The following is a 23,440-nucleotide window of genomic DNA, read 5'->3' as shown; positions in this document are numbered from 1 at the left end:
GCGTGAAATGCATAGGGTGGGCAAAGACGCGAAGCGTCGTGCCCACCTTCTTCTTTTTTGCGACGACCTAATGGTGGGCGCGCTACGCTTTGCCCACCCTACGAGACTGCCTACTGCTTCTCGATCTTCGCGTTCGTGATCAGCTTCTCCCACAGCACGAGCTGCTCGTTCACGAAGCTGCCAAGCTGCTCCGGCGTGCCGGAGAAGGCGTCCATGCCGAGGGTGGCGAGCTTGGCCTTGATCTCCGGATTCTCGACGATCTTCCTGATCTCGGCGTTGAGCCGCGTCACGATCTCCTTCGGCATGCCGGCCGGGCCGAAATAGCCCTGCCATGACGAGATGTCGAAGTCCGGCACGCCGGCCTCCTGCATCGAGGGCAGATGCGGCACCAGCGGTGAGCGCTCCTTGGTGGTGACCGCGAGCGCGCGCAGCGCGTTGCCGTTGACATGCGGCAGGCCGGTCAGGATGTCCACGAACATCATCGAGACGCGGCCGCCCATGACGTCGTTGAGCGCCGGCGGCGAGCTCTTGTAGGGCACGTGCAACAGGTCGAGCCCGGCATTGTGCGCAAAGGTCGCGCCCGACACGATCGCCGAGGACGAGCCCGAGGCATAACTCAGCTTGCCCGGATTGGCCTTGCCATAGGCGACCAGCTCGCCGACGGTCTTGGCCGGCACGTCCGGATTGATGACCAGCATGAAGGGCAAATCGCCGGTGCGCGCGATCGGCGTGAAATCCTTGACCGGATCGTAAGTGAGGCTCTTGAGCAGGAAGGGATTGGCCGAATGCGTGGTGTTGGTCGTCACCAGCAGCGTGTAGCCGTCGGGCGCGGCGCGCGCGACATAGGTCGCGGCGAGCATGCCGTTAGCGCCCGCCTTGTTCTCGATCACGATGCCGACGCCGAGCGCCTGCGACAGATGCTGCGAGATCAGCCGCGTCGTGGTGTCGGTGCCGCTGCCGGCCGCGAATGGCAACACCAGCGTGATGTTGCGGCTCGGATAATTGTCGGCCTGGGCCGTGGATGCGGCGGCGAGGCACAGTACGGCCGCGCCGATAGCACGCAGGTTTCGAATCAACACTGAAATCATGTCTGGACGTTCCCTCTTTTTCGTTGGCCGGGAACGTAGCTTGTCAAAACCGGATTCGAAAGATGGCCGTAGGTAGTGAACGTGTCCGCGCCGCGGAATTACTTCACCGCAGAACCCTGGCGCGAGGCGATCACGACGCCGGCGAGCACCAGCGCGTAGCCGATCAGGTGGAACGGCTGGAGCTTTTCGCCGAGCAGCAGGATCGCCAGCGCCGAGCCGAACACTGGCACCAGATGGAAGAATGGCGCGGCGCGGTTCGGCCCGATCAGCGCGACGCCGCGGTTGAAGAAGAGATAGGCCAGCGTCGAGGGAAAGATCAGGATGTAACCCAGCGTCGCCAGCGTCATCCCGTCGAATTGCAGCACGCGGCCGCTTGCCGCCTCCCAGATCGCGGTCGGCAGCAGCATGGTCGCGCCGCAGCAGGTGGTGAAGGAGAGAAATGAGAGCTGGTGGATCTTCGGCCGCCGCGGGATGAAGGCGGAGTAGAGACCGAACGCCACCAGCGAGGAGGCGAACATGATGTCGCCCCTGTTGAAGCTGATGCTCGCGAGCGCGGCGAGATCGCCGCGCAGGATGATGATCAGCACGCCGGCAAGCGAGATCGCGATGCCGGCGAACTGCGCGCCGGTCAGCCGCACCCCGAACAGTACCAGCGACCACAGTGCCACGAACAGCGGACCTGCCGACTGGATCAGCAGCGCGTTCAGCGCTTCCGTGTATTGCATCGCCCAGTAGGAGATCGCGTTGTTGAAGGCAAAGCCCACCAGCGACAGGAACAGCATCAGGGGCAGGCTGCTCCGCAAGGCGGGCCAGTCCCGCTTCAGATGCGGCCATGCGAATGGCAACAGGATCAGGAACACGCCGAACCAGCGGATCGTGGTCACGGTCAGCGGCGGCACATGCGCGCCGACATGGCGCGCGAGCACGATGTTGCCCGCCCAGAACAGCGAGCTCAGGCTGAGCAGCAGATAAGGCTGGTTGTTGAGCCAACTGGCCGGATTGGCGGCCTTTGGCGCGGGCGAAGCGATCGTCATTGGCGTTGATGGGAGCTTGCGCCGGATCGGCGTCGTGGCACAAGTCACGCGGCCGCAATGCTACAATGCAGGCATGAACCGGGGAGGCGCCTTTGGCGGTTAATATGTTGAACATCGAGGGCCTGGAAAGGCTCGATCCAAATGCGCCGGTGGTTATGCTGAACCTGATGCGCTTCTACGCGCGTTCGCGCGACGGCAACGGCTCCGGCTGGGACGCTTATCTGCGCTACAGCGCCATCACCGTGCCGATGATCAAGGCGCGCGGCGGCACCTTGCTCTGGACGGGCGAGGCCAAGGCGGTCGCGCTCGGACCGCAGGAGGGGAACGACTGGGATTTCGTCGCGCTGGTCTTCTATCCGTCGGTCACAGCCTTCCTCGACATGATGACATCGGAGGCCTACGAGACGCAGGCCGACCCGCATCGCGTCAACGGCTGCGCCGAGCACGTCATCATTGCCACCAGCGAAGCGTACAGCAAGTTGAAGGCGTGATCGTGCGCGGGCGGCGCTGCCTTCACAAGGAACAAGACGCCATCGGGGGCAGTGCCTACTTGTTCCCCACCGCGCGCCCATCAAATGCCAGCGCGTCTACTACGGCGCGGCAAGCAGCCTGCAGCAGGCGGCAGACCTCCTCCGTCGACCGCTGCGGGCGCAGCGCTGCAAACGTCGGATAGCTCGTCAGCACGAAGATCAGATCGACCGAATCCCGCACGGCGCGCTTTGCCGCGTGTTTGCCGACGATGCGCGACAGCAGCGCAGCCAGCAATTCGCGCCGTCGCTCGTTGCGCGCGACCAGCGCTTCGCCGAATTCGGGATCGGTTGCAATGGCCTGGTTGAGTCCGCCGACCGCGGCGTCGTGCCCCCAGAACGTACAGAATATTTCCACGACGCGATCGAGCGCGGCGCGCGGATCCGCCATCGCCATCACCTCGGTCAGTTCGAACAGCCCGCCACGGCTTGCGATGTCGTCGAACACGGCTTCCAGCAATCCGCGCCGCGATCCGAACTGGTTATAGACGGTCAGCCGGGTGACGCCGGCCGCCTTCGCCACCACATCGAGTGAGAAGTTCGCAATGCTCGCGTCCTTGCGCAACAGGCGCGCACCGGCCGCGATGATACGTTCGCGCGTCTCCGCCGCCGCGGAAGCCCGCGCGGAGCTCACATAGTTGCGCTTCGGCATGGCCTTGCCATTCTGTTGACGTATTGACTATACATAATGTATATCAAATTTAGAAGCTAGTTCGGAGCTTGCCATGCACACCGCCCTTGTGATCGCCCTGTCGCTTCACGTGTTGTCATCCGTGTTCTGGGCGGGATCAAGCTTCGCGTTGGCCCGCATCGGCGGAGTGGGCGGCGAGCAACTGGTCTTTCCACAACTCGGCGCGGCAACGATTGCGATCCTGACCGGCGGCTATCTCGGACATCTCATTCATGCCGGCAGCTTCGGCACGACAGAGCAGGTGCTCGCGGTCGGTGCGGTCTGTGCACTGATCGCGGCCGGTGTTCAGGCGGCAATCGGTCCCCGTGCGCTCGCGTCCTTGCGTCGTGGCGTCGGCAATCCGGAGGATCTGCGTTCACGTATCGCCGGGGCTCAACGCGTGGCGGCGGGCCTGCTCGGCATCGCCGCGCTCTGCATGGGCGCTGCGCGTTACATTTGAATGGAGGTTAGGGGCGTCCTGGAGGCCGATCAGCAGCTTCCTATGTCGAGCGCTGAGAGTTTTCTGTTCGCGATGTCAAACCATAGTGCGGCTTCCAGCCGCTTTTTGAAGGAAAAGCAATGCCCAAGATGATTTTGGTGAACCTGCCTGTACGCAACCTCGCTGCATCGACAGCGTTCTACGTGGCGCTAGGTGGCGCAGTGAATCCCCAATTCTCCGGCGCAAATTCGACCTCGCTCATGTTCACGGACGCGATCGGCGTGATGCTGCTCACCCACGACCACTATCGTGAATTCACCCAACGCGAGATCGGCGACGCGCGGCGCGACAGCCAGGCCATGTTCGCTCTTACGGTCGACGACCGCGATGCCGTCGATGCAACGCTGGCTCGCGCAGTGGCTGCGGGCGGTCGCGCCGATCCCAACCCGGCACAGGATCTTGGCTTCATGTACAACCGACACGTTGAAGACCCGGATGGGTATGTTTGGGAGATGGTATGGATGAACCCATCAGCGAACGCTTGATCGTAGATGATGGACCTTGCGATGGCCTTTTGACGGGATGCCTGATGAGCCTTGAGCCTAACTGGCCTGCTTCCGCGACGCCACGAACACGCCCGACAGCACCAATGCAAAACCGATGAAGTGGAACGCCTGCGGGCGCTCGCCCAAAAAGACCATCGCCATGATCGAGCCGAACACCGGCACGACGTGGAAGAACGGCGCGGCGCGGTTGGCGCCGATCAGCCGGACGCCGCGGTTGAAGCAGAGATAAGCGAGCGTCGAGGGGAACACCGCGACATAGAACAGGGTCAGCAAGTTCGGCCCGTCGAGCTTTATCACGGGGCGCGCGAACAATTCCCAGATCTCCAGCGGAATGAGGCAGGCGGCGCCGCAGCCGAAGGTGAAGGCGAGGAACGAGAGGCCGTGCATCGGTGGACGCTTCAAGGTCAGCACCGAATAGAGCGCGAAAATGACGAGCGCGACGATGAAGATGAGGTCGCCCTTGTTGAACTCGATATTCGACAGCGTGGTGAAGTCGCCATGCAGCAGGATCGTGAGCACGCCGCACATCGACAGCAGCACGCCGAAGGCCTGCGCCGCGGTGAGTCGGACGCCGAGAATGGCCAGCGACCACAATGCCACGATCAGCGGCGCGGCCGACTGGAGCAGCAGCGTGTTCAGCGCCTGGGTATGCTCCAGCGCCCAATATTGCAGCGTGTTGAAGGCGCCGATACCGGTGACCGAGAGCGTGACCATCAGGCCGAGCCGCCCGCGGATCGCGGGCCAGTCCTGCGCAAGATGCTTCCAGGCGAACGGCAGCACCAAAAGGAACGCGAAGAACCAGCGCAGGAACGACAGCGTCACCGGCGGGATGTGGCCGGCGGCGAGCCGACCGACGATGGCGTTGCCGGCCCAGCACAGCGCGGTGATGCTGAGCAGCAGGTAGGGCTGGTTGGCGATCCAGCTGTGACCGGATGTATCGGTGCCGGTGGTCTGGGCGGTTGCGGACATTGTGATCGTCATGGCCCCGCGGATAGCGCCGAGGCCCCCGGCCCGGAAAGTCCGGGCCGGCTCATCGCCCGGCTCTGCTCAAAGACACGGAAATCGAGATGGCATCAACGGGGGGCGGATGCATCGCGACCATGCAGGGACCGACATGGCGTCTCACGCTTTGGTCGAAGCCCGCTCCGCCGTTCCCAGAGGTTTCTGGATTTTCAGGGGATATCAAAGGCTTGGGTCGGGCTTTGGACCTCGAAAAAGCCCCGTTCTTGCTTGCCTAGAGGGGCTGCTTCCTTTATCCGGTTGGCTGCCTTGCGTGCGGGCGGCTCCGGCCGCCGATTGGGCTGGGCGCAGGCATGATCCCGGAAGAGTGGGCACCGGTTTTCCGCGAGGATCATGCCTCCTAGAGACAGATTGAACAGGGATTACCCGCGAATGGCCAACGTTGTCGTCGTCGGCGCCCAGTGGGGCGACGAAGGGAAGGGCAAGATCGTCGACTGGTTGTCGGAGCAGGCGGACATCGTCGTCCGCTTCCAGGGCGGCCATAACGCCGGCCACACGCTGGTGATCAACGGCAAGACCTACAAGCTCGCGCTGCTGCCCTCCGGCGTGCTGCGCGAGGGCAAGCTGTCGGTGATCGGCAATGGCGTGGTGTTCGATCCCGCCGCCTTCCTCGACGAGGTCGCCAAGCTCAGGGCGCAGGGGGTCGAAGTCAGCCCAGACAATCTGCGCATCGCGGAAAACGTCACGCTGATCCTGCCGCTGCACCGTGAGCTCGATGCGCACCGCGAATCCGCCAGCGCCGCGACCGCGATCGGCACCACCCGCCGCGGCATTGGCCCGGCCTATGAAGACAAGGTCGGCCGCCGCGCCATCCGCCTGATGGATCTCGCCGATCATCAGACGCTGCCGCACAAGATCGACCGCCTGCTGGCGCATCACAACGCGCTGCGCCGCGGCCTCAACCTGCCGGAATTCGACGGCGCGGTGATCCTGAAAGAGCTGATGGCGATGGCGCCGCAGCTGCTGCCCTACGCCGAGACGGTGTGGCGGCTGCTCGACATCGAGCGGCGCGCCGGCAAACGCATGCTGTTCGAGGGCGCGCAAGGCGCGCTGCTCGACGTCGATCACGGCACTTATCCTTACGTCACCTCGTCCAACACGGTGGCGGCGCAGGCCGCGACCGGCGCCGGCCTTGGGCCGGGCGCGGTCGGTTACGTGCTTGGCCTGTGCAAGGCGTACACGACCCGCGTCGGCCAGGGCCCGTTCCCGACCGAGCAGGACAACGAGACCGGCCGCAAGATCGGCGAGCGCGGCCGCGAGTTCGGCACCAATACCGGGCGGCCCCGCCGTTGCGGCTGGTTCGACGCCGTGCTGGTCCGCCAGGCGGTCCGGACCTGCGGCATCAACGGCCTGGCGCTGACCAAGCTGGACATCCTCGACGGCTTCGACACGATCGAGGTCTGCACCGGCTACAAGCTCGACGGCAAGGAGATCGACCATTTCCCGGCCGGCGAGGGCGCGCAAAGCCGGGTCGAGCCGATCTACGAGACCATCGAGGGCTGGAAGGAGCCGACCGCCAGCGCTCGGTCCTGGGCCGACCTGCCGGCTCAGGCCATCAAATATGTCCGCCGGATCGAGGAATTGGTCGGCTGCCCGGTCGCACTGCTTTCCACCAGCCCCGAACGCGAGGATACTATCCTGGTGCAAAATCCGTTTGAGGCTTAACGATATCTTACCGGGACGCGCGTATAGTTGAGTAGAAATGGCTGATTACTACCCGCTGATCGCCCGCGCTATTGCCGCCCTGGACCCCAACGCTCCCGGCGAAAGCCGTCGCGCGCTCTATGAGCGGGCGCGCACGGCCCTGATCGCACAGCTCCGCAGCGTGCAGCCGCCGCTCTCCGAATCCGAGATCACCCGCGAACGGCTGTCGCTGGAAGAGGCCGTCCGCAAGGTCGAATCGGAGGCCGCCCAGCGCGCCCGCGAGGCCTCGCGCCCCGGTGGGGGCACGCGCAGCAGTGGCAGCGGCGATGCCTTCCGCCGGGCCAGCGCCCGCGCCGCCGAAGGCAACGCTCCCGCACCTCAGCCGGCCGCACCGCGCACGCGTCCGGCCCCGACCCCGCCGCGTGCCGACCGCCCGTCCTTCAACGTCGATGACCAGGGCGAGGCGCCGCGGCCGCCGCGCGCGCCGCGTTTCGACGCCCCGCGCCAGCCCGGCCCGTCCGCGCCGCCGCTGGAGCCGCCCGCGCCTCCACCGGCCGGACGCGATCGCGCGGGTGCGCGCCGTCCGCCGGATATGGGGCCGCCGCCACCGCTGCCACCCGCACCGGGCGTGCGCGGCTTCCGCGACATCACGGCCGATGCCAACGATCTCGGCGGTGCTGCCGCGCAGGCCAGCCGTGCCGCGCGCCGCACCTACGCCAACGTGCCCTCGCCCTCACCGGAGTTCGACCGGCTGGAGCCGAGCCTGGAAAACCGCACCGGCGAGGCGGAGGCGCCCTATTCCTACGACGAGTCGATCGAGGAGGCCGAGCGCTACACGCCGCAGTCGCCGCGTCCGCGCGAGCGCGACGCCAAGAAGCGCGTCCGCACCGGCTCCGCCTTCCCGTTCAAGAGCGCGATCGCCGTCGGCATCGTGCTGATCCTGGTCGGTGCCGGCATCCTCTGGGGCAAGCAGCTGGTCCAGATCGTCAACGGCTTTCTCAAGCCGTCCGCGACCCAGGTGGTGGAGGCGCCGAGTCCGGCCCAGCCGCAGAGCAAGCCGAAGATCCCGGATCGCGTCGGCCAGCCTTCGGCGAGCGACCAGCCGGTTGCGCCCGTGGCGCAGAAGGTCGTGCTCTATGACGAGGATCCGTCCGATCCGAAGGGCAAGCAATATGTCGGCTCGGTGGTGTGGCGGCTGGAGCCGATCAAGGCGTCCGGCAACCAGAAGGCCGACGTCGCCGTGCGCGCCGACATCGAGATTCCGGACCGCAAGTTCAAGATGACGATGTCGTTCCGCCGCAATACCGACTCTTCGCTGCCGGCGAGCCATACCGCGGAACTGACCTTCATTCTGCCGCAGGATTTTCCGGGCGGCAGCGTCTCCAACGTGCCGGGCATCCTGATGAAGTCGAACGAGCAGGCGCGCGGTACGCCGCTCGCCGGCCTCGCGGTCAAGGTCACTGACGGCTTCTTCCTGGTCGGCCTGTCCAATGTCGACGCCGACCGCTCCCGCAACGTCCAGCTCCTGAAAGAGCGCTCATGGTTCGACGTGCCGCTGGTCTACGCCAACCAGCGCCGCGCCATCATCGCGATTGAGAAGGGCGCCCCCGGCGAGCGCGCCTTCAACGACGCGTTCGCGCAATGGGGCGATTAGGGCCGGGCGGACATCACCTTCGTCATTCCGGGGCGCGCAGCTTGTCCGCCGAAGCTCGAAGAGCGAAGGCGGAAGCGCGAAACCGGAATCCATCGCGCAGCGGGTGACGTCGAGAAATGGATTCCGGGTTCGACGTTTCCGGGCCGCGCTTTGCGCGGTCCCGTCGCGTCGCCCGGAATGACATCCTGGATAGACGAAATGAGCGCTACTGCGCCGCCGCTTCCCGCTTGCGCGATGCTGCGGCGGCTGCGTGCTCGCGGTCCATGACAGCGCGGCAGGCAGGGCTGACCCGCGCCTTGTTCCGCACCATGCAGGCGGTGATCCTGGGGATATCAGGGATTTCACTGGAGCACAGCCGCATCGCATCGCCCGAGCACATCTGCTGCGCTTCGGACGAGAAGGCGAGACCAGGTGATGACTGGAATGCGATGGCGGTGGTGGCGACGGCGAAGAGAGCTGCGATCGTCTGAGAGCGTGTCATGCTGAATGGGTCCCCGAGTTCCGTGGGCTTGAGCCACTTGGTTTTTGGGGCGCCGCACGCGGCTTGATCTGCCGCATGTCACAGCCTTCACGTCGGGAACTCAATCCCGCATGTGGTCGCTCGATTTCCTGATGTTCGAATCGAAAAGTGCTGCGCCGCCCGAAGCGAAGTATGCGCCATTGTCACGCGGCTGCAATGGTCAGCGCAAAGGAATTCGCAATTGTTGCGCGCGAGTCACGTCGCGCGCGATCAGATCGGCCGATCGGAGGATGCGCTCGCTTGTTCGGCATCGTTCGCACCGAGAGCGGCGTGTTCCTCGACGGCGGTGACACCCTTGGGCGTGAGCTCGAACAGATCGCCGTCCTTCATCACATAGCCATCGGCGATCAGTTCGCCGATCTTGCCGTGGCGGTCGTCGGCGAAGGCAACCGACTGGCTGATGTCCCGCAGGATCGAGAGTTGTTCGTCGCGCAGCATGGCTTCACACTCCGTTCGCGGGTTCCGGTCCTCACATGCCGTGGCTCTGAAACACCTTGCTGCAAGACTTCGACAGCTTGTCCCGGTTGGCCTGCAGGCAGCTCTGAACCGCGCTGTCATTGCCGAGGTCCTTGCGGCACAGGCGCGATGCATCCCGCGAGCAGGCCTTCTGCTCCTGCGGCGTGCCCATGTGGCCTTGGCCTTGGGCAAGAGCAGGTGCGTTCGACAGACCGGTCAGGGCTGCCAGCGCGATTGTCGCCAGAACGAGTTGACGGGCCATCGGCGGCTCCAATCTGCCAGGGTTAAATTCAGGTCCTGCATGAACTCATCGCCCTGCCACTTGTTCCCCTCGAGGAGGCTTGCGCCCCGCTATTCAAGGTTCCCGTGGCGCTGCTATAAGGCTGGCGAAGTTGAGGGGATGCTCAATGAAACGCTATCTGGTGTTTGCGCTGGTCGGCCCGTTCGTCGGCGGGTTCCTGCTGCTGCTGACGACGACCTATCAGTCCGGCTATTGGGCACAGACCAGCCTCGGCGAGGTTGGCAAGCTGTTCGCTGTGTTCTTCAAGTCCCTGCAATACAGCTATCTGTTCGGCATCCTGCCCTCGGTGATGCTTGGCGCGGTCGACGACATCCTGGTCCACATCAGGCGGATCGGCCCGGGCTTGCGGATGCTGCTGGTCGGCCTGCTCGCCTTCGTCCTGGCCTCGCTGATCTACAGCTCGCGCGGACCGGATTCGGGCGCGGTGCAGTTCATCCTGTACGGCCTCGTCGGGTTCGTGCCCGCGGTGATTTCGTCCTGGCTCGTGCATAGATATGTCGAGGAGCCGCAAGCCGTGGCGGCACCGACCTGAGCGCGCGACCATCGGGCGCGGCGCCGCAACCTCTGCCGCGGCAGCGCGTTCTTTGGAGGCCATGACCATGTCCGACGACGATATCCTTGCTCCGCGCCGATCCCGTTCGGGAAGCGGCTCGCGGGCGACCTTTTCAGGCAAGGAGGCGCGCGGGCCGATCATCGACCAGGAGGGTCACGAGATCCGTCCCGAGACGCTGGAGCAGGGGTTTCGCGAGTTTCGCTTCGAGTTCGGCCAAGGCAATCCGTTCGGCAATCTGACGCGCGAGCAGCGGATCGCGCGGCTCGAGGCGATCGCAAAGTTGCTCGACGTCGCCTTCATCCTGCCCGGCACCAACATCCGCTACGGCATCGACGGGCTGATCGGACTGATCCCGGTCGTCGGTGACATCATCACCACCGCGATCTCCTTGTGGCTGGTGCGCGAGGCGAGGGTGCTGGGCGCGCCCTGGTACATCACGGCGCGCATGCTCGGCAATGTCGCGGTCGACGGCGTGGTCGGCATGGTGCCGTTCGCGGGCGACGCCTTCGACGTCATGTTCCGCGCCAACATGCGCAACGTGCGCCTGCTCCGCCGCTGGCTGGAGAAGCAGCCGCGGATCTGAAGCCCTAGGAATTTTGATGAGCCGTTCGAGCGTCAGGCTCGCTGCACCTCTCCCGCTTGCGGGAGAGGTCGGCGCGTAGCGCCGGGTGAGGGTTTTCGCCTCTTGGGGGTTCTCGATCGCGGAGATACCCTCACCCCAGCCCTCTCCCGCAAGCGGGAGAGGGAGAACTAACAATGCAAAAAGCGCGATGGCCCTTCGGCCATCGCGCCTTCTGCGCACATCGGAGGCTTGCGAAAACTTACGCCGCGTCGGCGTCGGTGCTGGCATCAGCCTTGCGGCGACGGGGCAGCGGGAAGGCTTCGCTCTCATAGAGCGAGCGGATGCCGTTCTGGTCGAAGCGCGCTTCTTCGACCTGGAGATAGGCGCCGTTCAGCGAATCCGTCGGCAACTGCTCCATCGCGAACTGCACGGCTTCGGCCGCGGTGCCGAACCGGCGATAGGTGAAGCCCGCGCGCTTCTTCTTGCGGATCGCGGCGGGGAAAAGTTCGGCGGAGGTGTTGAAGTTGAACGGACGCAGTGGACGCATGGTCAAAGACCTCGTGATCTTCTCTGGGGCTTTAAGCGCGTGGGGTTGGGGAGGGCAGAGGCCGCAATCGAGCGGGCCCGCCGCACATGTCATTTTCGCCCTCTAATATAGGCCGTTTTGACAGAAATGCGACCCCTGCGATGGGAGAACATGAATCCGCGCATGGCAGCCCCGCGCGCGAAATAAATCGAGCAATTTCAATGTGTTGTATGGTTTATAATTTGCCAAGAAGCAACAGCACGATCAGCACCACCAGTACGACGCCGCCGATCCCCATGCCGGAATGGCCAAGGCCATAGCCATAACCGCCGAAGCGGCCGGACAGGCCGCCCACGAGATAGATGATCACCAGGATGATCAGGATGGTCCCGAGTGACATGGCATCCCTCCTGGCGGCCGCCAAAATGCGCTGATCGGCCGCACCGCCAGAGGAGAAAAGCACATTAAGCCGCCGGGTTCCATGCTGGAACCCGGCGCGCGCGAGCTTATTTCGGCTCGAGCTTCAGCGCGGCGGAGTTGATGCAGTAACGCAGGCCGGTCGGCCCGGGGCCGTCGGGGAAGACATGGCCGAGATGGCCGCTGCACTTGGAGCACAGCACCTCGGTGCGGATCATGCCGTGGCTGGTGTCGCGCTCCTCGTCGATATGGCTCTCGACCGCGGGCTCGGTGAAGCTCGGCCAGCCGCAACCGGAATCGAACTTGGCGTCGGACTCAAATAACACGTTGCCGCAACCGGCGCAGACGTAAGTGCCGGCGCGCTCGTCGTGCTCATATTCGCCGGAGAAGGGACGCTCGGTCGCCTTCTCGCGCAGCACCGCGTACTGCATCGGCGTCAGTTCGCGCCGCCACTGCTCTTCGCTCTTGATGACTTTGTCGTCCGTTATTTTCGTCTTGGCGTCGGGCATGGGTCTCCCGTTTCTCTCGCGATCAGTTGGTTGCCTTGCTGGCATTCACCAGCGTCGGCTTCTCAATGTAATTATCCGCGAACAGCTTTTTCAGGTTCTCGACCTTGGGGAGGTCGTTATAGGCGATGTAGGGCTGGTTCGGGTGCAGGGTCAGATAGTCCTGATGATAGGCCTCCGCCGGATAGAATGCCTCCAGCGCACCGACCTTGGTCACGATCGGCTTGTTGAAGACGCGGGCGCCATTGAGCTGGGCGATATAGGCCTCCGCCACCTTCTTCTGCTCGTCGGAGGTGGTGAAGATCGCCGAGCGGTATTGCGAGCCCACGTCAGGGCCCTGGCGGTTGAGCTGGGTCGGGTCGTGCACCACCGAGAAGTAGATCTGGAGGATCTTTCCATAGGAGATCTTCTTCGGGTCGTACTTGATCTCGACCGACTCGGCGTGGCCGGTGCGGCCGCTCGAGACAGTCTGGTAGTCGGCGGTTGCCTTGGTGCCGCCGGCATAGCCGGAGACGGCATTGACGACGCCCGCGGTGTGCTGGAAGACGCCCTGAACGCCCCAGAAGCAGCCGCCGGCGACGACGGCGGTCTGGATTCCGCTCGCGGCCGCTGCATCCATGGCGGGGGCGGGGATCACGACCGCATCCTCCGCGGCCCGGGACGGCATGGCAAAGGCCAGCGTCAGGGCGGCGGTTGCGGCGAACAGGGACAGGACGGCAGGTCGGCGCATGGCGATCCTCTTTCCGAAGGTCTGACAGTTTAGGGCGGCCGGCGTCGGGCGAACAGCCTGCGCGGCGGTGTTTTCGATCATCCGAGATACGGGCACGGGGGGCGATCGTTACGCCGGGATGGACACGAGTCCGTGAGAAGTGGCTTCGGACCGCGCGACTTGGCGGGATGCGGAACTCCGCGCTAGATGAACCCGCACGATCGATGATCGACCTAGAAAAATGGTGGCTGGAGCGGACCGACAACATGCTGCGCGTCATTTCCAGCCACGAGCAGCAGCCGTTCACCTACGGCTCGCCGCCGGGGCGCGAGGACTTTTATTTTGTTGCGGGGAAGTGACGTGTGACACGACACCGGCGCCACATTCACGATGTGCCGTAGCAACCATTAAACGCCGAGGAGTTTTTCAGTCCACGGCGTTCCGCGTTGCACGACGGTGTTGGCATAGATGAGCAGCTTGCGCGCGCATGCGATGAGAGCGGCATTGTGAGCCTTTCCGGCCGCAGTCAGGCGGGCATAGAGGGCCATGACGGCCTTATTCCAGCGGAAGGCCGCAGGCAGGGCTTGACGCCAGCTTTGGTCAGCAGTTGCACCAGCTTCCGCCAACCGGGAAGGTCGTTGGCGACCTCCCAACCCTCGTCTCGACCATGAACTACAATGTCGAGCTTCGCCTTGGACGTATCGATTCCCGCTGTCGTCGTGCTAGTCTGTGCCATCTTCGTCGACCCTGCCTTGTGAAGCGAACCTGATTGTTCCGGCAACCATCCGGGTCCGATGAAGGTGCTGGCGCGATCCTGCTACGGGGCAGCCACAAACTGCTCAGGGTGGGCGCGATCCGATCGCCAGCGGCCTGCCGCGGGTTGCAGCCGCGGCAGGCCATTCCTCACGGAACACGCCGACAATATCTGATTGCGCTATTACAAGGGTGGGCAAAGCGAAGCGTGCCCACGATTCTCGATGCGTACTCAGAGAAATGGTGGGCACGGCGCTTCGCGCCTTTGCCCACCCTATGGCAGCGTCACACCACCACGCTCAGCCGCTTCGCCGCCCGCGTGATGCCCGTGTACAGCCACCGCGCCCTCGAGTCCTGAAACGCAAAGCTTTCGTCGAACAGCACGACGTCGTCCCATTGCGAGCCCTGCGACTTGTGCACGGTGAGCACGTAGCCGTAGTCGAACTCGTCATAGGGCTTGCGCTGCTCCCAGGCGATCTGCTCGATGCCGCCCTCGAAGCAATCGGCGCGCACCGAGACCTTCGTCACCTTGTGGCCGAAATCTTCGTCGGGCGACAGCCGCATGCTGAGGATGCGCGACTTGGAACGTGAGGTGTTGCGCGATTTCACGCGCCACAGGCCGCCGTTGAACAGGCCCTTCTTGCGGTTGTTGCGCAGGCATACCAGCTTGTCGCCGGCGACCGGGAATTGATCCTCGATGTTCTGGCGCTGGCGCACCCGCATGTTGTAGGCGCGTCGCGTGTTGTTGCGCCCGACCAGGACCTGGTCGGCGCCCATGACGCGATCGGGGTCGAGCTCCTTGCGCGAGACCACCTCGCTCTCGCCGTAACGGCCGATGTCGAGCTCGCGGCCCTCGCGCACGTCCATCGACATCCGCACGATCGGATCGTCCTGGGCCTGGCGATGCACCTCGGTCAGCATCGCATCCGGCTCGGAATTGGTGAAGAAGCCGCCGCCCTGGATCGGTGGCAGCTGCGCGGGGTCCCCTAACACCAGCAGCGGGCAGTCGAACGACATCAGGTCTCGGCCCAATTCGGCGTCGACCATGGAGCATTCGTCGATCACGATCAGCTTGGCTTTTGAGGCCGGCGCGTCGTCCCATAGCTCGAAGCTCGGCTGCTCCTCGCCGGATTCCCGGGCGCGATAGATCAGCGAATGGATGGTGGAGGCATCGTCGCAACCCTTGTTGCGCATGACCAGCGCGGCCTTGCCGGTGAAGGCGGCGAACTTCACCTCGCCGTCAACGCCCTCGGCGATGTGCCGTGCCAGCGTGGTCTTGCCCGTGCCGGCAAAGCCGAACAGGCGGAAAATTGGCGGCGTGCCGCTCCGGCCGGGCTTTGCTTTGAGCCAATCGCCAACGGCCTTGAGCGCGGCGTCCTGATGCGGGGTGAATGTCGCCATGTCTGTCTTGAAGAAGGGCGAAATCGACCGATTCGCCATCCTCCAAAACTAACCATTCGCAGCGCCCGTTCAAGCCGGGCCGACCACCCTACTGCCAGCCGGGAACGCCGCGCATGTCGGGCAATTGATGGGCGATGCCCTTGTGGCAGTCGATGCAGGTCTTTTCCTTGGTGAACAGGAAGCGCTGGTGCGCCACCGAGGCCCGCGGCGACTGTTTCGTGATGTCCATGGAATCGGCGCTGTGGCAGTTGCGGCATTCCAGGGAATCGTTGGCCTTGAAACGCGCCCATTCATGCGCCGCGAGTTCGAGCCGGTGATCGAGGAATTTCTCTCTTGTGTCGATCGTGCCAAAGATCTTGCCCCAGACCTCCTTGGAGGCCTGCATCTTGCGCGCGATCTTGTCGGTCCAGTTGTGCGGCACGTGGCAGTCCGGGCAGGTGGCACGCACACCGGAGCGGTTGCTGAAATGGATGGTCGATTTCAGCTCGGCAAAAACGTTGTCCTTCATCTCGTGGCAGCCGGTGCAGAACTTCTCGGTGTTGGTGATTTCCAGCGCGGTGTTGAAGCCGCCCCAGAAGATCACGCCGGCCGCAAAGCCCGCCAGCACCAGCACGCCGAGCCCGAACACCGAGCTCGGCCGGATCAGCACCTGCCAGAGTTCGAGTGCAAAATCCCAGCTGCGCGTGAGAAAGCCGCGCCTGGCCTTGCGCTTGGATTCATCAGCTGTCGTGGTCATCGGCGCCCACCGGGGCTCGTGCGCGACAGCAGCGTGTCGATGTCGGTGAAATCGTTGCTGACGGGCGGATTGGCGGTATTCTGCGGCACGTGGCATTCCGTGCAGAAGAAGCGCCGCGGTGAGACCGAGCCCAGGAACTGGCCGTCACGGTCCATGAAGTGTGTGATCGAGACCATCGGCGCCTGCGATTCCGCGGTACGCGCCCGCGCGTGGCAGGACAGGCACTTGTTGCCGTTGAGATCGATCTGGTAGCCGTCGATCGTGTGCGGGATCACCGGCGGCTGCTCCGGATAGTTGCGCACCTCCTTCTCGGAAGTATTGCGGTTCGGCAGCATCGGCGGCGCCGGGCCCTCGTCGTTGAGCGGGGTCGGGCCGCGCAGGCCCGATGTCACCGTCTGCGCGGTCAGGGAGCTCGCGCCAGCTGCGATCGCGATGGCGAGCAGGACGATTGCGGATCGTTTCATCATGACATGCTCACCCGCTCGATGCGCACGGCGCATTTCTTGAAGTCGGTTTGCAGCGAGATCGGATCGGTGGCGTCGAGCGTCACCTTGTTGATCAGCTTGGATTCGTCGAACCACGGCACGAACACGAGGCCGCGCGGCGGCCGGTCGCGGCCGCGCGTCTCGACCCGGGCGCGGATGAAGCCGCGGCGCGAGACCACCTTCACTTCATCCCCGCGGCGGAGCTTGGCTTCCTGCGCGTCGTCCGGATGCATGAAGCAGACGGCTTCGGGGAACGCCTTGTAGAGCTCGGGCACACGGCGCGTCATGGTGCCGGAATGCCAGTGCTCCAGCACGCGTCCGGTGGACAGCCAGAACGGATATTCGTTGTCGGGCGATTCCGCCGGCGGCTCGTAGGGCAGCGCGAAGATGCGCGCCTTGCCGTCGGGATAGCCGTAGAACTGCACGTCCGTGCCCTGCTTGACGTAGGGGTCGCTGCCCTCGCGGAAGCGCCACTTCGTCTCCTGGCCGTTGACGACGGGCCAGCGCAGCCCGCGCTCGCGGTGATAGGCGTCGAACGGCGCGAGGTCGTGGCCATGGCCACGGCCGAAGGTGGCGTACTCCTCGAACAGACCCTTGTGGACGTAGAAGCCGAACGCCTTGGACTCGTCGTTGAGATAGCCGGGCTCGATGTCAGAGACCGGAAATTTGTCGACCTGACCGTTCCGGTAGAGCACGTCGAACAGCGTCTTGCCGCGAACGTCCGGCTTCTTGGCAATCAACTCCTCGGGCCAGACCTCCTCGATCTTGAAGCGCTTTGAAAATTCCATCAGCTGCCAGAGATCGGATTTCGCCTCGCCGGGCGCGGAGACGAGCTGATGCCAGAACTGCGTGCGCCGCTCGGCATTGCCATAGGCGCCTTCCTTCTCCACCCACATCGCGGTCGGCAGGATCAAATCGGCGGCAAGCGCGGTCACCGACGGATAGGCGTCCGAGACCACGATGAAATTGTCGGGGTTGCGGAAGCCGGGATAGGTCTCCTCGTTGGCGTTGGGCCCGGCCTGCAGGTTGTTGTTGACCTGCACCCAATAGGCGTTGATCAGGCCGTCCTTCAGCATCCGGCTTTGCAGCACGGCGTGCGCGCCGTTCTTGTCGGGGATGGTGCCTTCGGGCAGCTGCCAGATGTGCTCGGCGTGATCGCGGTGCGCCTTGTTGGTCACGACCATGTCGGCTGGCAGGCGGTGCGAGAAGGTGCCGACCTCGCGCGCGGTGCCGCAGGCCGACGGCTGACCGGTCAGCGAGAACGGGCTGTTGCCGGGCGCGGAGATCTTTCCGGTCAGAAGATGGATGTTGTAGACGAGGTTGTTGCACCAGACGCCGCGGGTGTGCTGGTTGAAGCCCATGGTCCAGAACGAGACCACTTTTGTTTTTGGATCGGCGTAGAGCTCGGCGAGCGCCTCGAGGCGGTTCAGCGGCACGCCGGACATCTGCGCCGCCTTCTCCAGCGTATATTCCGAGACGAACTTGACGAACTCGTCATAGCTCATGTCGGTGGCATCGTTGGGTTTCGCCGCGCCGGTCGCCTTCTTCTGCAACGGATGCTCAGGCCGCAATCCATAACCGATGTCGGTCTGGCCGCGCTTGAATACCGTATGTGCGGCAACAAAATCCTTATTGACGCGGCCGGTCTTGATGATGTGGTTGGCGATGGCGTTGAGGATGTAGAGGTCGGTCTGCGGTTTGAACACCATTCCGATATCGGCGAGGTCGAACGAGCGGTGCTCGAAGGTCGAGAGCACGGCGACGCGGACATGCGGCGCGGAGAGACGGCGGTCGGCCAGACGCGTCCACAGAATGGGGTGCATCTCCGCCATGTTGGAGCCCCACAGCACGAAGGCGTCGGTCGCCTCGATGTCGTCATAGCAGCCGGGCGGCTCGTCGATGCCGAAGGTGCGCATCATGCCGGCAACCGCGGAGGCCATGCAGTGACGCGCATTGGGATCGATGTTGTTGGTGCGGAAGCCGGCCTTGAACAGTTTCGAGGCGGCATAGCCTTCCCAGATCGTCCACTGGCCGGAGCCGAACATGGCGACGCCGTTCGGCCCGCGCTTCCTAATCGCCTCCTTCCACTTCAGCTCCATGATGTCGAAGGCTTCGGTCCAGGTAACAGGCGTGAACTCGCCGTTCTTGTCGTATTTGCCGGCCGTCTTGCGCAGCATCGGTTGCGTCAGGCGGTCATGGCCGTACATGATCTTGGAGAGGAAGTAGCCCTTGACACAATTGAGGCCGCGATTGACCTCGGCCTTGATGTCGCCATGGGTGGCGACAATGCGATTGTCCTTGGTCGCGACCATCACCGAGCAGCCGGTGCCGCAGAAGCGGCAGGCGGCCTTGTCCCACTTCATTTCGCTGTTGTTGCGCTCGGTGACGAGATTGGCGGCGAGCGCCGGGGCCGGCAGTCCGGCGGCAGCCGCCGCGATCGCGGCCGCCTCCAATTTCAGCATCTGGCGGCGGTCGAGCTTGGGCGATGTCATGATGGCTCTCCCGGCCTTCAGGCGGTTTCGATGGCGTGAAAGACGAGCGCCGCGGAATAGACGTCTCGCAGCGACTGGATGGTGTTGAGCAGGGTGCCGAGGCTGCCGGCATCAGGCGCTTCGGTCACGACGACGAGTTTGCCGCGCGCGTCGCGGCCATGGATCTCGCAGCCGGCCAGCGCGGTGATCTCGGCTTCGACTTCAGCGAGCCGCTCGGGCCGCGCCTGCACCAGGATGCTGGCGATCTCGCATCCCGGCGGCGGGATGATGCGTTCATCGCTGAGCACCCGGCCGGTGATTAGGGCACGGCGGTTGAGTGTGGCCTTGTTGAATGAGGCTTTGTTGAGTGAGGCTTTGTTCAGTGAGGCTTGGGCCATGATGCCTGCCTTTCGCTTCTTAGGGATCAATGCGGGGAGGGTGGCGGGCCGGGAAGGCCGGCGAACATCTGGTAGATCCAGACGCCGAGGCCGTAAGAGCCGACAGTCCCAACCGCAAGGACGGGCATCACGACCGCGGTCAGGAATAGGAAGGCGAAAATCTCCATGCGCTTACGGCGCACGCGATCTGTCGTGTCGTCAGGGGCCGACATATTCGGACTCTCTGATAGGGATATGGGAAGCGAGACGGCATCCGGGCCGTTACCTGCCGGCACCTTAGGAGGATGAGGTCCAGTTACCTTGATTTGGATCAACGGCTCGGGGCGAGGGCGTGTCGCACGCAGCAAGCGTTAGCGTTGCGTTGATCCCGCGCCATGCCGAGCGATGTCCGTATGACGGAATTGCGAGTCGGTGGACAGCGCCACCTCGCGCATTAAGATGCGCTTAACAAGAACAATGCGGGAGAGCGACGCCATGAAGTTCGGCATCTTCTACGAGCTGCAACTGCCCCGTCCATGGAGTGCCGGCGACGAACTCAGGCTCTACCAGAACGCGCTCTCGCAGATGGAGCTTGCCGATAGGCTGGGCTACGACCACGCCTGGGTGGTCGAGCATCACTTCCTCGAAGAATATTCGCACTCGCCTTCCCCGGAATCGTTCCTCGCCGCTGCCAGCCAGCGCACGCAGAAGATCAGGCTCGGCCACGGCATCCTCCAGCTCACGACAAATCACCCGGCGCGCGTCGCCGAGCGCGTCGCGGTGCTCGATCTGCTCAGTAACGGCCGCTGTGAATTTGGCATGGGCGAGAGCGCGTCCATCACTGAGCTCACCCCGTTCAGCCGCGACATGGAGTCCAAGAAGGAGGTGTTCGAGGAGGCCGTAGCCGCGATCTTCCCGATGTTCAAAGATGGCGGCAGCGAGCATCACGGCAAGTATTTCGACATCCCCTTGCGCAACGTCGTGCCGAAGCCGGTGCAGAAGCCGCATCCGCCGCTGTGGATGGCGTGCTCGCAACTGCCGACCATCGAGCGCGCCGGCCGCCACGGCTTTGGCGCGCTCGGCTTCCAGTTCGTCAGCGCCGACGCCGCGCATGCCTGGGTGCACGCCTATTACAACGCGATGACCAAGCGGCTCACCAAGCTCGCCGATTACGAGATCAATCCGAACATGGCGCTGGTCTCGTTCTTCATGTGCGCGAAGACCGACGAAGAGGCGCGTGCCCGCGCCGACGGCGCCACCTTCTTCCAGTTCGCGCTGCGCTTCTACGGCGCCTCGCAGAACCGCCAGCGGCCTGCGCCCGGCACCGTCAACATGTGGGACGAGTACAACAAGTGGAAGCGCGACAATCCCGAGGCGCAGGAGGCGGCCTTGCGCGGCGGCCTGATCGGCTCGCCCGAGACCATCCGCAGGAAGCTGAAGCGATTCCAGTCTTCACATATCGACCAAGTGATCCTGCTCAACCAGGCCGGCAAGAACAGCCACGAGCACATCTGCGAATCGCTGGAGCTGTTCGGCCGGGAGGTGATGCCCGAGTTCCAGAACGATCCGGCGCAGGCGGCGTGGAAACAGGGCGTGATGAGCGGCGAGATCGAGCTGGAAGAGATCGACACCCAGGCTTTTACGGATCGCTACGGCAAGCTCGCGATCAACGTCGCCCCGGTGAAGGCGGCCGCGGAATAGGCCGTTCGTTAAGTCATGTTGCTGACGCAATCTCTGTCTTAGTCGGTGACAACTTAAAACACTGCGTGGGAACCGCCCTGGTTCACACAACGGTTCCATAGCCAAGGGGTTGGCGCGAATCCGCAAAACATCGGCGCAAGTTTCGTGAACGCTCCCGCGTTCGCTTGCGCCTGTTTGCGGTGCCGGGAACCGGACGACGAAAAAATCACAGGAGTTATGATGCTGTTCCGCTCGAGCGCCGCAATTTGCGGCGCCCTGCTTGCGCTTGCCGTTTCTGTTACCGTTGCTCGAAGTGAAACGCGTGGGGGTCACTCAAATGCCGTCGTCGATGTCGATGCCGTCTCTGGGAATGCGGTCGTAGGCGCCGCATCCATGTACAATCCATTCAAACCCGGCAAGGAGGAGGGCGGTCCGCGCACAGCGTCTGGCGAGCGTTATGATCCCTCTGCCTGGACGGCTGCCATCAAGACAAGCTTGCGCCGGAAATTTGGTGGGGTCCAATTTGGTGTGAGGCCGAAATATGCTCTCGTCGAGGCCGCAGGCAAGAAGGTCATCGTCAAGATCAATGACGTCGGACCACTCAGGCCCGGCCGCATCATTGACTTCAACGAGCGCACGATGCGCCATTTCGATCCGAGCCTGGAGCGCGGAGTCATTAAGGACGTGAGGGTCAGCCCGCTTTCTGGGGACGATTGGACACTGGGCCCGGTGGGCTGAAAATCTCACGTGGAAGAGGCAGTGCACGTCCCGGACAGCGAGGCTCTGAAGAGGCGCGTCAATCTAGTCCCAGTATGGAATGGCTGGGCGGGTGATCATCAGCCAGAAGATAGCCAGCACCGCTGCGAACGCCGGAAATCCGAAGGCGAACCACCATCGGAAGAGACGGTCATACTCGGCGGGCAGTTTGGCGTCGGTCTCGACCGCACGGACGGCAAGGTCGCGCATTTGCACCTGCAGCCACACGACAGGCAGCCAGAAGGCGCCGGTCACCACATAGAGTGCGATGGATGCCGCAATCCAGCCATCGCCAAGGGAATACCCGCTCGACCAAGCGAGCCATGTGCCGGTGATCGGCTGCAGGATCACGGCACTCGCCGTGAACAGGAAGTCGGCCAGCACGACCGTCCGCGCGACCCCCGCGATCTCGCGCGGGTCACCGCGTAGATGCGCCACCAGCATGAAGAAGGCGATGCCGGCACCGGTGCCGAGCAGGACCGCAGCACCGATGATGTGCACCATCTTCACAAGGAAATAGAGCATCAGCGATCCTCTCGGATCGCCATGGCGACCAGATTGAGCATCAGCACCGGCCAGATCTTCAGCATTGGTCCGAGCGGATCGGCCCACAGCCGCGGCACCAGTGTCGTACCGATCACGACATAGGTGAGCGAGATGATCAGTGCTGCCCACAGCCCATAGCGGCTCAGAGGCCGCCAAAGAATCGCAAGGCCGATGACGATGTCGGCGAGTGCGCCGGCGATGACGGTGAGGGCCGCGAACTGTTCTTGCAGCCTGCCTTCCCGGAGCAACGACATGCCAATTTCCCAGCCCGGGCCGAGCGAGATGATGCCTGTGGCGATCCAGAACAGGCCGAAGACGCCGAATACCAGCGGCTTGAGCACATAGAGCCGTGCAAACCAGCGTTCCTGCACCGAGGCGGGTTCGCGTTTGAGCGCGACTTCGAGATCGCGCGGCATCATGCCGGTGACCTGACGCCAGGGCTCGGGATCACCGGTCGCGCCGCGCCGCATCTCGCCCTGTGCCGTCGCGTTGACCGGCGTTGCCCAGCCCAGCATCTGCGCAACGTCACCGCCGCGATAGGCTGCCGAAGCCGCCCAGGACGGCAGGTGCAGGCGGTAAGCCGGCCTCCAGCGCAGCCAAGAGCGAAACAGCGCGACCGCGTCGCTGAAGGCCATCCGCCGCGGACCGGCCAGATCAAGCGCAAGGCGGGAAGGCGTGCCGGGTTGCAGGAAGAACACAACCGTGTCGACGACGTCGTCGAGATGCACCGGTTGGATCGCCGCCGTGTCCGGCATGACCGGTAGAACCGGTAGTGATGCCAGCCCTCGCAACAGCGCGCTGCCACCATAGGCGGCCCGGCCCACCACGACCGAAGGCCGCAGCACGACCCAATCGAGGTCCCGCGCCATCAAGGCGGCTTCGCCGTCCCGTTTGGTGCGGGAAAAATCGGTCAGGGCATCGCGATTGCTGCCGATCGCCGAGAACAGGATCACACGGCGGACGCCCGCGCTTTCGCAGGCCGCATAAAGCGCCGCACTGCTGCAGGGCACCCGCCGCGTTGATGACGGCATCGACGCCTGCAA

Annotated in this window: 30 protein-coding genes; 10 read left to right on the top strand and 20 right to left on the bottom strand. The window is 64.2% G+C overall.

Annotated features, from left to right (window positions below):
* Positions 1–110: 110 nt before the first annotated feature.
* Together ACNJX8_RS36530 and ACNJX8_RS36525 are read right to left on the bottom strand one after the other, a co-directional pair.
* Positions 111–1,088, bottom strand: coding sequence for a Bug family tripartite tricarboxylate transporter substrate binding protein (locus ACNJX8_RS36530; RefSeq protein ID WP_439358639.1), 978 nt, complete (start codon positions 1,086–1,088; stop codon positions 111–113).
* A gap of 98 nt (positions 1,089–1,186) precedes the next feature.
* A complete protein-coding gene (locus ACNJX8_RS36525) occupies positions 1,187–2,122 on the bottom strand; it encodes a DMT family transporter (RefSeq protein WP_128936456.1) in 936 nt (311 codons plus the stop codon).
* 104 nt (positions 2,123–2,226) lie between these two features.
* Here ACNJX8_RS36525 and ACNJX8_RS36520 point away from each other — a divergent pair, with 104 nt between their 5' ends.
* Positions 2,227–2,613 carry a DUF1330 domain-containing protein gene (locus ACNJX8_RS36520; RefSeq protein WP_439358638.1) on the top strand — a complete coding sequence of 129 codons (387 nt, stop codon included), beginning with the start codon at positions 2,227–2,229 and terminating at the stop codon, positions 2,611–2,613.
* Positions 2,614–2,668: 55 nt separating this feature from the next.
* Here the strand turns inward: ACNJX8_RS36520 and ACNJX8_RS36515 are convergent, their stop codons facing one another.
* Positions 2,669–3,301 (bottom strand): TetR/AcrR family transcriptional regulator, encoded by a 633-nt coding sequence (locus tag ACNJX8_RS36515; protein ID WP_439358637.1) that lies wholly within the window; start codon positions 3,299–3,301, stop codon positions 2,669–2,671.
* Positions 3,302–3,374: 73 nt separating this feature from the next.
* On the opposite strand from ACNJX8_RS36515, the gene ACNJX8_RS36510 reads away from it, so the two are divergent.
* Positions 3,375–3,779 (top strand): hypothetical protein, encoded by a 405-nt coding sequence (locus ACNJX8_RS36510; protein ID WP_128936453.1) that lies wholly within the window; start codon positions 3,375–3,377, stop codon positions 3,777–3,779.
* A 119-nt stretch (positions 3,780–3,898) separates the two neighbouring features.
* Complete coding sequence (locus ACNJX8_RS36505) at positions 3,899–4,303, top strand: VOC family protein (RefSeq protein WP_128940172.1); 405 nt, start codon at positions 3,899–3,901, stop codon at positions 4,301–4,303.
* A gap of 57 nt (positions 4,304–4,360) precedes the next feature.
* Here ACNJX8_RS36505 and ACNJX8_RS36500 read toward each other — a convergent pair whose 3' ends face one another.
* On the bottom strand, positions 4,361–5,293 hold the full coding sequence (locus ACNJX8_RS36500) for a DMT family transporter (RefSeq protein WP_439358636.1): 933 nt from the start codon (positions 5,291–5,293) through the stop codon (positions 4,361–4,363).
* 423 nt (positions 5,294–5,716) lie between these two features.
* On the opposite strand from ACNJX8_RS36500, the gene ACNJX8_RS36495 reads away from it, so the two are divergent.
* Together ACNJX8_RS36495 and ACNJX8_RS36490 are read left to right on the top strand one after the other, a co-directional pair.
* On the top strand, positions 5,717–7,009 hold the full coding sequence (locus tag ACNJX8_RS36495) for an adenylosuccinate synthase (RefSeq protein ID WP_439358635.1): 1,293 nt from the start codon (positions 5,717–5,719) through the stop codon (positions 7,007–7,009).
* A gap of 37 nt (positions 7,010–7,046) precedes the next feature.
* A complete protein-coding gene (locus tag ACNJX8_RS36490; RefSeq protein WP_439358634.1) occupies positions 7,047–8,642 on the top strand; it encodes a hypothetical protein in 1,596 nt (531 codons plus the stop codon).
* A gap of 205 nt (positions 8,643–8,847) precedes the next feature.
* Here ACNJX8_RS36490 and ACNJX8_RS36485 read toward each other — a convergent pair whose 3' ends face one another.
* From ACNJX8_RS36485 to ACNJX8_RS36475, 3 genes are all read right to left on the bottom strand, one after another.
* Positions 8,848–9,123 (bottom strand): hypothetical protein, encoded by a 276-nt coding sequence (locus tag ACNJX8_RS36485; protein ID WP_439358633.1) that lies wholly within the window; start codon positions 9,121–9,123, stop codon positions 8,848–8,850.
* A gap of 249 nt (positions 9,124–9,372) precedes the next feature.
* A complete protein-coding gene (locus ACNJX8_RS36480) occupies positions 9,373–9,600 on the bottom strand; it encodes a hypothetical protein (protein ID WP_439358632.1) in 228 nt (75 codons plus the stop codon).
* A 31-nt stretch (positions 9,601–9,631) separates the two neighbouring features.
* Positions 9,632–9,880, bottom strand: a complete 249-nt coding sequence (locus tag ACNJX8_RS36475; RefSeq protein ID WP_128936447.1) for a hypothetical protein — start codon at positions 9,878–9,880, stop codon at positions 9,632–9,634.
* A 145-nt stretch (positions 9,881–10,025) separates the two neighbouring features.
* Between ACNJX8_RS36475 and ACNJX8_RS36470 the strand changes: the two genes are divergently transcribed.
* Both ACNJX8_RS36470 and ACNJX8_RS36465 read left to right on the top strand, forming a co-directional pair.
* Positions 10,026–10,451, top strand: a complete 426-nt coding sequence (locus ACNJX8_RS36470) for a DUF5413 family protein (protein WP_091888318.1) — start codon at positions 10,026–10,028, stop codon at positions 10,449–10,451.
* Positions 10,452–10,512: 61 nt separating this feature from the next.
* Positions 10,513–11,055, top strand: coding sequence for a DUF4112 domain-containing protein (locus tag ACNJX8_RS36465; RefSeq protein ID WP_249758123.1), 543 nt, complete (start codon positions 10,513–10,515; stop codon positions 11,053–11,055).
* 238 nt (positions 11,056–11,293) lie between these two features.
* Here the strand turns inward: ACNJX8_RS36465 and ACNJX8_RS36460 are convergent, their stop codons facing one another.
* From ACNJX8_RS36460 to msrA, 4 genes are all read right to left on the bottom strand, one after another.
* Entirely contained in the window at positions 11,294–11,581 is a 288-nt protein-coding gene (locus ACNJX8_RS36460) for a hypothetical protein (protein ID WP_091888322.1), read from the bottom strand.
* 214 nt (positions 11,582–11,795) lie between these two features.
* The gene (locus tag ACNJX8_RS36455; protein WP_130213561.1) at positions 11,796–11,960 is read right to left on the bottom strand and encodes a DUF3309 family protein; all 165 of its coding nucleotides are present in this window, start codon (positions 11,958–11,960) and stop codon (positions 11,796–11,798) included.
* A gap of 106 nt (positions 11,961–12,066) precedes the next feature.
* Positions 12,067–12,486, bottom strand: a complete 420-nt coding sequence (gene msrB / locus ACNJX8_RS36450) for a peptide-methionine (R)-S-oxide reductase MsrB (protein ID WP_128936446.1) — start codon at positions 12,484–12,486, stop codon at positions 12,067–12,069.
* A gap of 22 nt (positions 12,487–12,508) precedes the next feature.
* The gene (msrA, locus tag ACNJX8_RS36445) at positions 12,509–13,213 is read right to left on the bottom strand and encodes a peptide-methionine (S)-S-oxide reductase MsrA (RefSeq protein WP_439358631.1); all 705 of its coding nucleotides are present in this window, start codon (positions 13,211–13,213) and stop codon (positions 12,509–12,511) included.
* Between the two features lie 203 nt (positions 13,214–13,416).
* Between msrA and ACNJX8_RS36440 the strand changes: the two genes are divergently transcribed.
* The gene (locus ACNJX8_RS36440) at positions 13,417–13,551 is read left to right on the top strand and encodes a hypothetical protein (RefSeq protein WP_439362065.1); all 135 of its coding nucleotides are present in this window, start codon (positions 13,417–13,419) and stop codon (positions 13,549–13,551) included.
* 48 nt (positions 13,552–13,599) lie between these two features.
* Here the strand turns inward: ACNJX8_RS36440 and ACNJX8_RS36435 are convergent, their stop codons facing one another.
* From ACNJX8_RS36435 to napE, 7 genes are all read right to left on the bottom strand, one after another.
* Positions 13,600–13,740: a hypothetical protein gene (locus ACNJX8_RS36435; protein ID WP_249759196.1), complete on the bottom strand. Its 141-nt coding sequence runs from the start codon at positions 13,738–13,740 to the stop codon at positions 13,600–13,602.
* Positions 13,741–14,230: 490 nt separating this feature from the next.
* The gene (locus ACNJX8_RS36430; protein WP_439358630.1) at positions 14,231–15,346 is read right to left on the bottom strand and encodes an ATP-dependent DNA helicase; all 1,116 of its coding nucleotides are present in this window, start codon (positions 15,344–15,346) and stop codon (positions 14,231–14,233) included.
* Positions 15,347–15,434: 88 nt separating this feature from the next.
* Positions 15,435–16,082, bottom strand: coding sequence for a NapC/NirT family cytochrome c (locus ACNJX8_RS36425; RefSeq protein WP_128936443.1), 648 nt, complete (start codon positions 16,080–16,082; stop codon positions 15,435–15,437).
* Positions 16,079–16,549 carry a nitrate reductase cytochrome c-type subunit gene (locus ACNJX8_RS36420; protein ID WP_439358629.1) on the bottom strand — a complete coding sequence of 157 codons (471 nt, stop codon included), beginning with the start codon at positions 16,547–16,549 and terminating at the stop codon, positions 16,079–16,081. The genes ACNJX8_RS36425 and ACNJX8_RS36420 overlap by 4 nt, the downstream gene beginning before the upstream one ends.
* Positions 16,546–19,059 carry a nitrate reductase catalytic subunit NapA gene (gene napA / locus ACNJX8_RS36415; protein WP_439358628.1) on the bottom strand — a complete coding sequence of 838 codons (2,514 nt, stop codon included), beginning with the start codon at positions 19,057–19,059 and terminating at the stop codon, positions 16,546–16,548. The genes ACNJX8_RS36420 and napA overlap by 4 nt, the downstream gene beginning before the upstream one ends.
* 17 nt (positions 19,060–19,076) lie before the next feature.
* Entirely contained in the window at positions 19,077–19,436 is a 360-nt protein-coding gene (locus ACNJX8_RS36410) for a chaperone NapD (RefSeq protein WP_439358627.1), read from the bottom strand.
* 26 nt (positions 19,437–19,462) lie between these two features.
* A complete protein-coding gene (gene napE, locus ACNJX8_RS36405) occupies positions 19,463–19,648 on the bottom strand; it encodes a periplasmic nitrate reductase, NapE protein (RefSeq protein WP_439358626.1) in 186 nt (61 codons plus the stop codon).
* Between the two features lie 262 nt (positions 19,649–19,910).
* Here napE and ACNJX8_RS36400 point away from each other — a divergent pair, with 262 nt between their 5' ends.
* Positions 19,911–21,116, top strand: coding sequence for an LLM class flavin-dependent oxidoreductase (locus ACNJX8_RS36400; RefSeq protein ID WP_439358625.1), 1,206 nt, complete (start codon positions 19,911–19,913; stop codon positions 21,114–21,116).
* A gap of 216 nt (positions 21,117–21,332) precedes the next feature.
* Positions 21,333–21,833: a septal ring lytic transglycosylase RlpA family protein gene (locus ACNJX8_RS36395; protein ID WP_206732766.1), complete on the top strand. Its 501-nt coding sequence runs from the start codon at positions 21,333–21,335 to the stop codon at positions 21,831–21,833.
* Between the two features lie 63 nt (positions 21,834–21,896).
* Here ACNJX8_RS36395 and ACNJX8_RS36390 read toward each other — a convergent pair whose 3' ends face one another.
* Positions 21,897–22,376: a DUF2269 family protein gene (locus ACNJX8_RS36390; RefSeq protein WP_439358624.1), complete on the bottom strand. Its 480-nt coding sequence runs from the start codon at positions 22,374–22,376 to the stop codon at positions 21,897–21,899.
* On the bottom strand, positions 22,376–23,428 hold the full coding sequence (locus tag ACNJX8_RS36385) for an SDR family oxidoreductase (RefSeq protein WP_439358623.1): 1,053 nt from the start codon (positions 23,426–23,428) through the stop codon (positions 22,376–22,378). Before ACNJX8_RS36385 ends, ACNJX8_RS36390 begins: the two co-directional genes overlap by 1 nt.
* Positions 23,429–23,440 lie beyond the last annotated feature (12 nt).

This window comes from Bradyrhizobium sp. SPXBL-04, assembly GCF_051853035.1.
GTDB lineage: Bacteria > Pseudomonadota > Alphaproteobacteria > Rhizobiales > Xanthobacteraceae > Bradyrhizobium > Bradyrhizobium zhanjiangense.
Note: the sequence above shows the minus strand (reverse complement) of the source record. Positions and strands in the feature narration are given on the sequence as shown.

What these genes read in the sequence shown, in the direction of transcription:
- ACNJX8_RS36530 (WP_439358639.1), bottom strand. Translation starts at nt 1,088, where the DNA reads ATGATTTCAGTGTTGATTCGAAACCTGCGTGCTATCGGCGCGGCCGTA.
- ACNJX8_RS36525 (WP_128936456.1), bottom strand. Translation starts at nt 2,122, where the DNA reads ATGACGATCGCTTCGCCCGCGCCAAAGGCCGCCAATCCGGCCAGTTGG.
- ACNJX8_RS36520 (WP_439358638.1), top strand. Translation starts at nt 2,227, where the DNA reads ATGTTGAACATCGAGGGCCTGGAAAGGCTCGATCCAAATGCGCCGGTG.
- ACNJX8_RS36515 (WP_439358637.1), bottom strand. Translation starts at nt 3,301, where the DNA reads ATGCCGAAGCGCAACTATGTGAGCTCCGCGCGGGCTTCCGCGGCGGCG.
- ACNJX8_RS36510 (WP_128936453.1), top strand. Translation starts at nt 3,375, where the DNA reads ATGCACACCGCCCTTGTGATCGCCCTGTCGCTTCACGTGTTGTCATCC.
- ACNJX8_RS36505 (WP_128940172.1), top strand. Translation starts at nt 3,899, where the DNA reads ATGCCCAAGATGATTTTGGTGAACCTGCCTGTACGCAACCTCGCTGCA.
- ACNJX8_RS36500 (WP_439358636.1), bottom strand. Translation starts at nt 5,293, where the DNA reads ATGTCCGCAACCGCCCAGACCACCGGCACCGATACATCCGGTCACAGC.
- ACNJX8_RS36495 (WP_439358635.1), top strand. Translation starts at nt 5,717, where the DNA reads ATGGCCAACGTTGTCGTCGTCGGCGCCCAGTGGGGCGACGAAGGGAAG.
- ACNJX8_RS36490 (WP_439358634.1), top strand. Translation starts at nt 7,047, where the DNA reads ATGGCTGATTACTACCCGCTGATCGCCCGCGCTATTGCCGCCCTGGAC.
- ACNJX8_RS36485 (WP_439358633.1), bottom strand. Translation starts at nt 9,123, where the DNA reads ATGACACGCTCTCAGACGATCGCAGCTCTCTTCGCCGTCGCCACCACC.
- ACNJX8_RS36480 (WP_439358632.1), bottom strand. Translation starts at nt 9,600, where the DNA reads ATGCTGCGCGACGAACAACTCTCGATCCTGCGGGACATCAGCCAGTCG.
- ACNJX8_RS36475 (WP_128936447.1), bottom strand. Translation starts at nt 9,880, where the DNA reads ATGGCCCGTCAACTCGTTCTGGCGACAATCGCGCTGGCAGCCCTGACC.
- ACNJX8_RS36470 (WP_091888318.1), top strand. Translation starts at nt 10,026, where the DNA reads ATGAAACGCTATCTGGTGTTTGCGCTGGTCGGCCCGTTCGTCGGCGGG.
- ACNJX8_RS36465 (WP_249758123.1), top strand. Translation starts at nt 10,513, where the DNA reads ATGACCATGTCCGACGACGATATCCTTGCTCCGCGCCGATCCCGTTCG.
- ACNJX8_RS36460 (WP_091888322.1), bottom strand. Translation starts at nt 11,581, where the DNA reads ATGCGTCCACTGCGTCCGTTCAACTTCAACACCTCCGCCGAACTTTTC.
- ACNJX8_RS36455 (WP_130213561.1), bottom strand. Translation starts at nt 11,960, where the DNA reads ATGTCACTCGGGACCATCCTGATCATCCTGGTGATCATCTATCTCGTG.
- msrB (WP_128936446.1), bottom strand. Translation starts at nt 12,486, where the DNA reads ATGCCCGACGCCAAGACGAAAATAACGGACGACAAAGTCATCAAGAGC.
- msrA (WP_439358631.1), bottom strand. Translation starts at nt 13,213, where the DNA reads ATGCGCCGACCTGCCGTCCTGTCCCTGTTCGCCGCAACCGCCGCCCTG.
- ACNJX8_RS36440 (WP_439362065.1), top strand. Translation starts at nt 13,417, where the DNA reads ATGATCGACCTAGAAAAATGGTGGCTGGAGCGGACCGACAACATGCTG.
- ACNJX8_RS36435 (WP_249759196.1), bottom strand. Translation starts at nt 13,740, where the DNA reads ATGGCCCTCTATGCCCGCCTGACTGCGGCCGGAAAGGCTCACAATGCC.
- ACNJX8_RS36430 (WP_439358630.1), bottom strand. Translation starts at nt 15,346, where the DNA reads ATGGCGACATTCACCCCGCATCAGGACGCCGCGCTCAAGGCCGTTGGC.
- ACNJX8_RS36425 (WP_128936443.1), bottom strand. Translation starts at nt 16,082, where the DNA reads ATGACCACGACAGCTGATGAATCCAAGCGCAAGGCCAGGCGCGGCTTT.
- ACNJX8_RS36420 (WP_439358629.1), bottom strand. Translation starts at nt 16,549, where the DNA reads ATGATGAAACGATCCGCAATCGTCCTGCTCGCCATCGCGATCGCAGCT.
- napA (WP_439358628.1), bottom strand. Translation starts at nt 19,059, where the DNA reads ATGACATCGCCCAAGCTCGACCGCCGCCAGATGCTGAAATTGGAGGCG.
- ACNJX8_RS36410 (WP_439358627.1), bottom strand. Translation starts at nt 19,436, where the DNA reads ATGGCCCAAGCCTCACTGAACAAAGCCTCACTCAACAAAGCCTCATTC.
- napE (WP_439358626.1), bottom strand. Translation starts at nt 19,648, where the DNA reads ATGTCGGCCCCTGACGACACGACAGATCGCGTGCGCCGTAAGCGCATG.
- ACNJX8_RS36400 (WP_439358625.1), top strand. Translation starts at nt 19,911, where the DNA reads ATGAAGTTCGGCATCTTCTACGAGCTGCAACTGCCCCGTCCATGGAGT.
- ACNJX8_RS36395 (WP_206732766.1), top strand. Translation starts at nt 21,333, where the DNA reads ATGATGCTGTTCCGCTCGAGCGCCGCAATTTGCGGCGCCCTGCTTGCG.
- ACNJX8_RS36390 (WP_439358624.1), bottom strand. Translation starts at nt 22,376, where the DNA reads ATGCTCTATTTCCTTGTGAAGATGGTGCACATCATCGGTGCTGCGGTC.
- ACNJX8_RS36385 (WP_439358623.1), bottom strand. Translation starts at nt 23,428, where the DNA reads ATGCCGTCATCAACGCGGCGGGTGCCCTGCAGCAGTGCGGCGCTTTAT.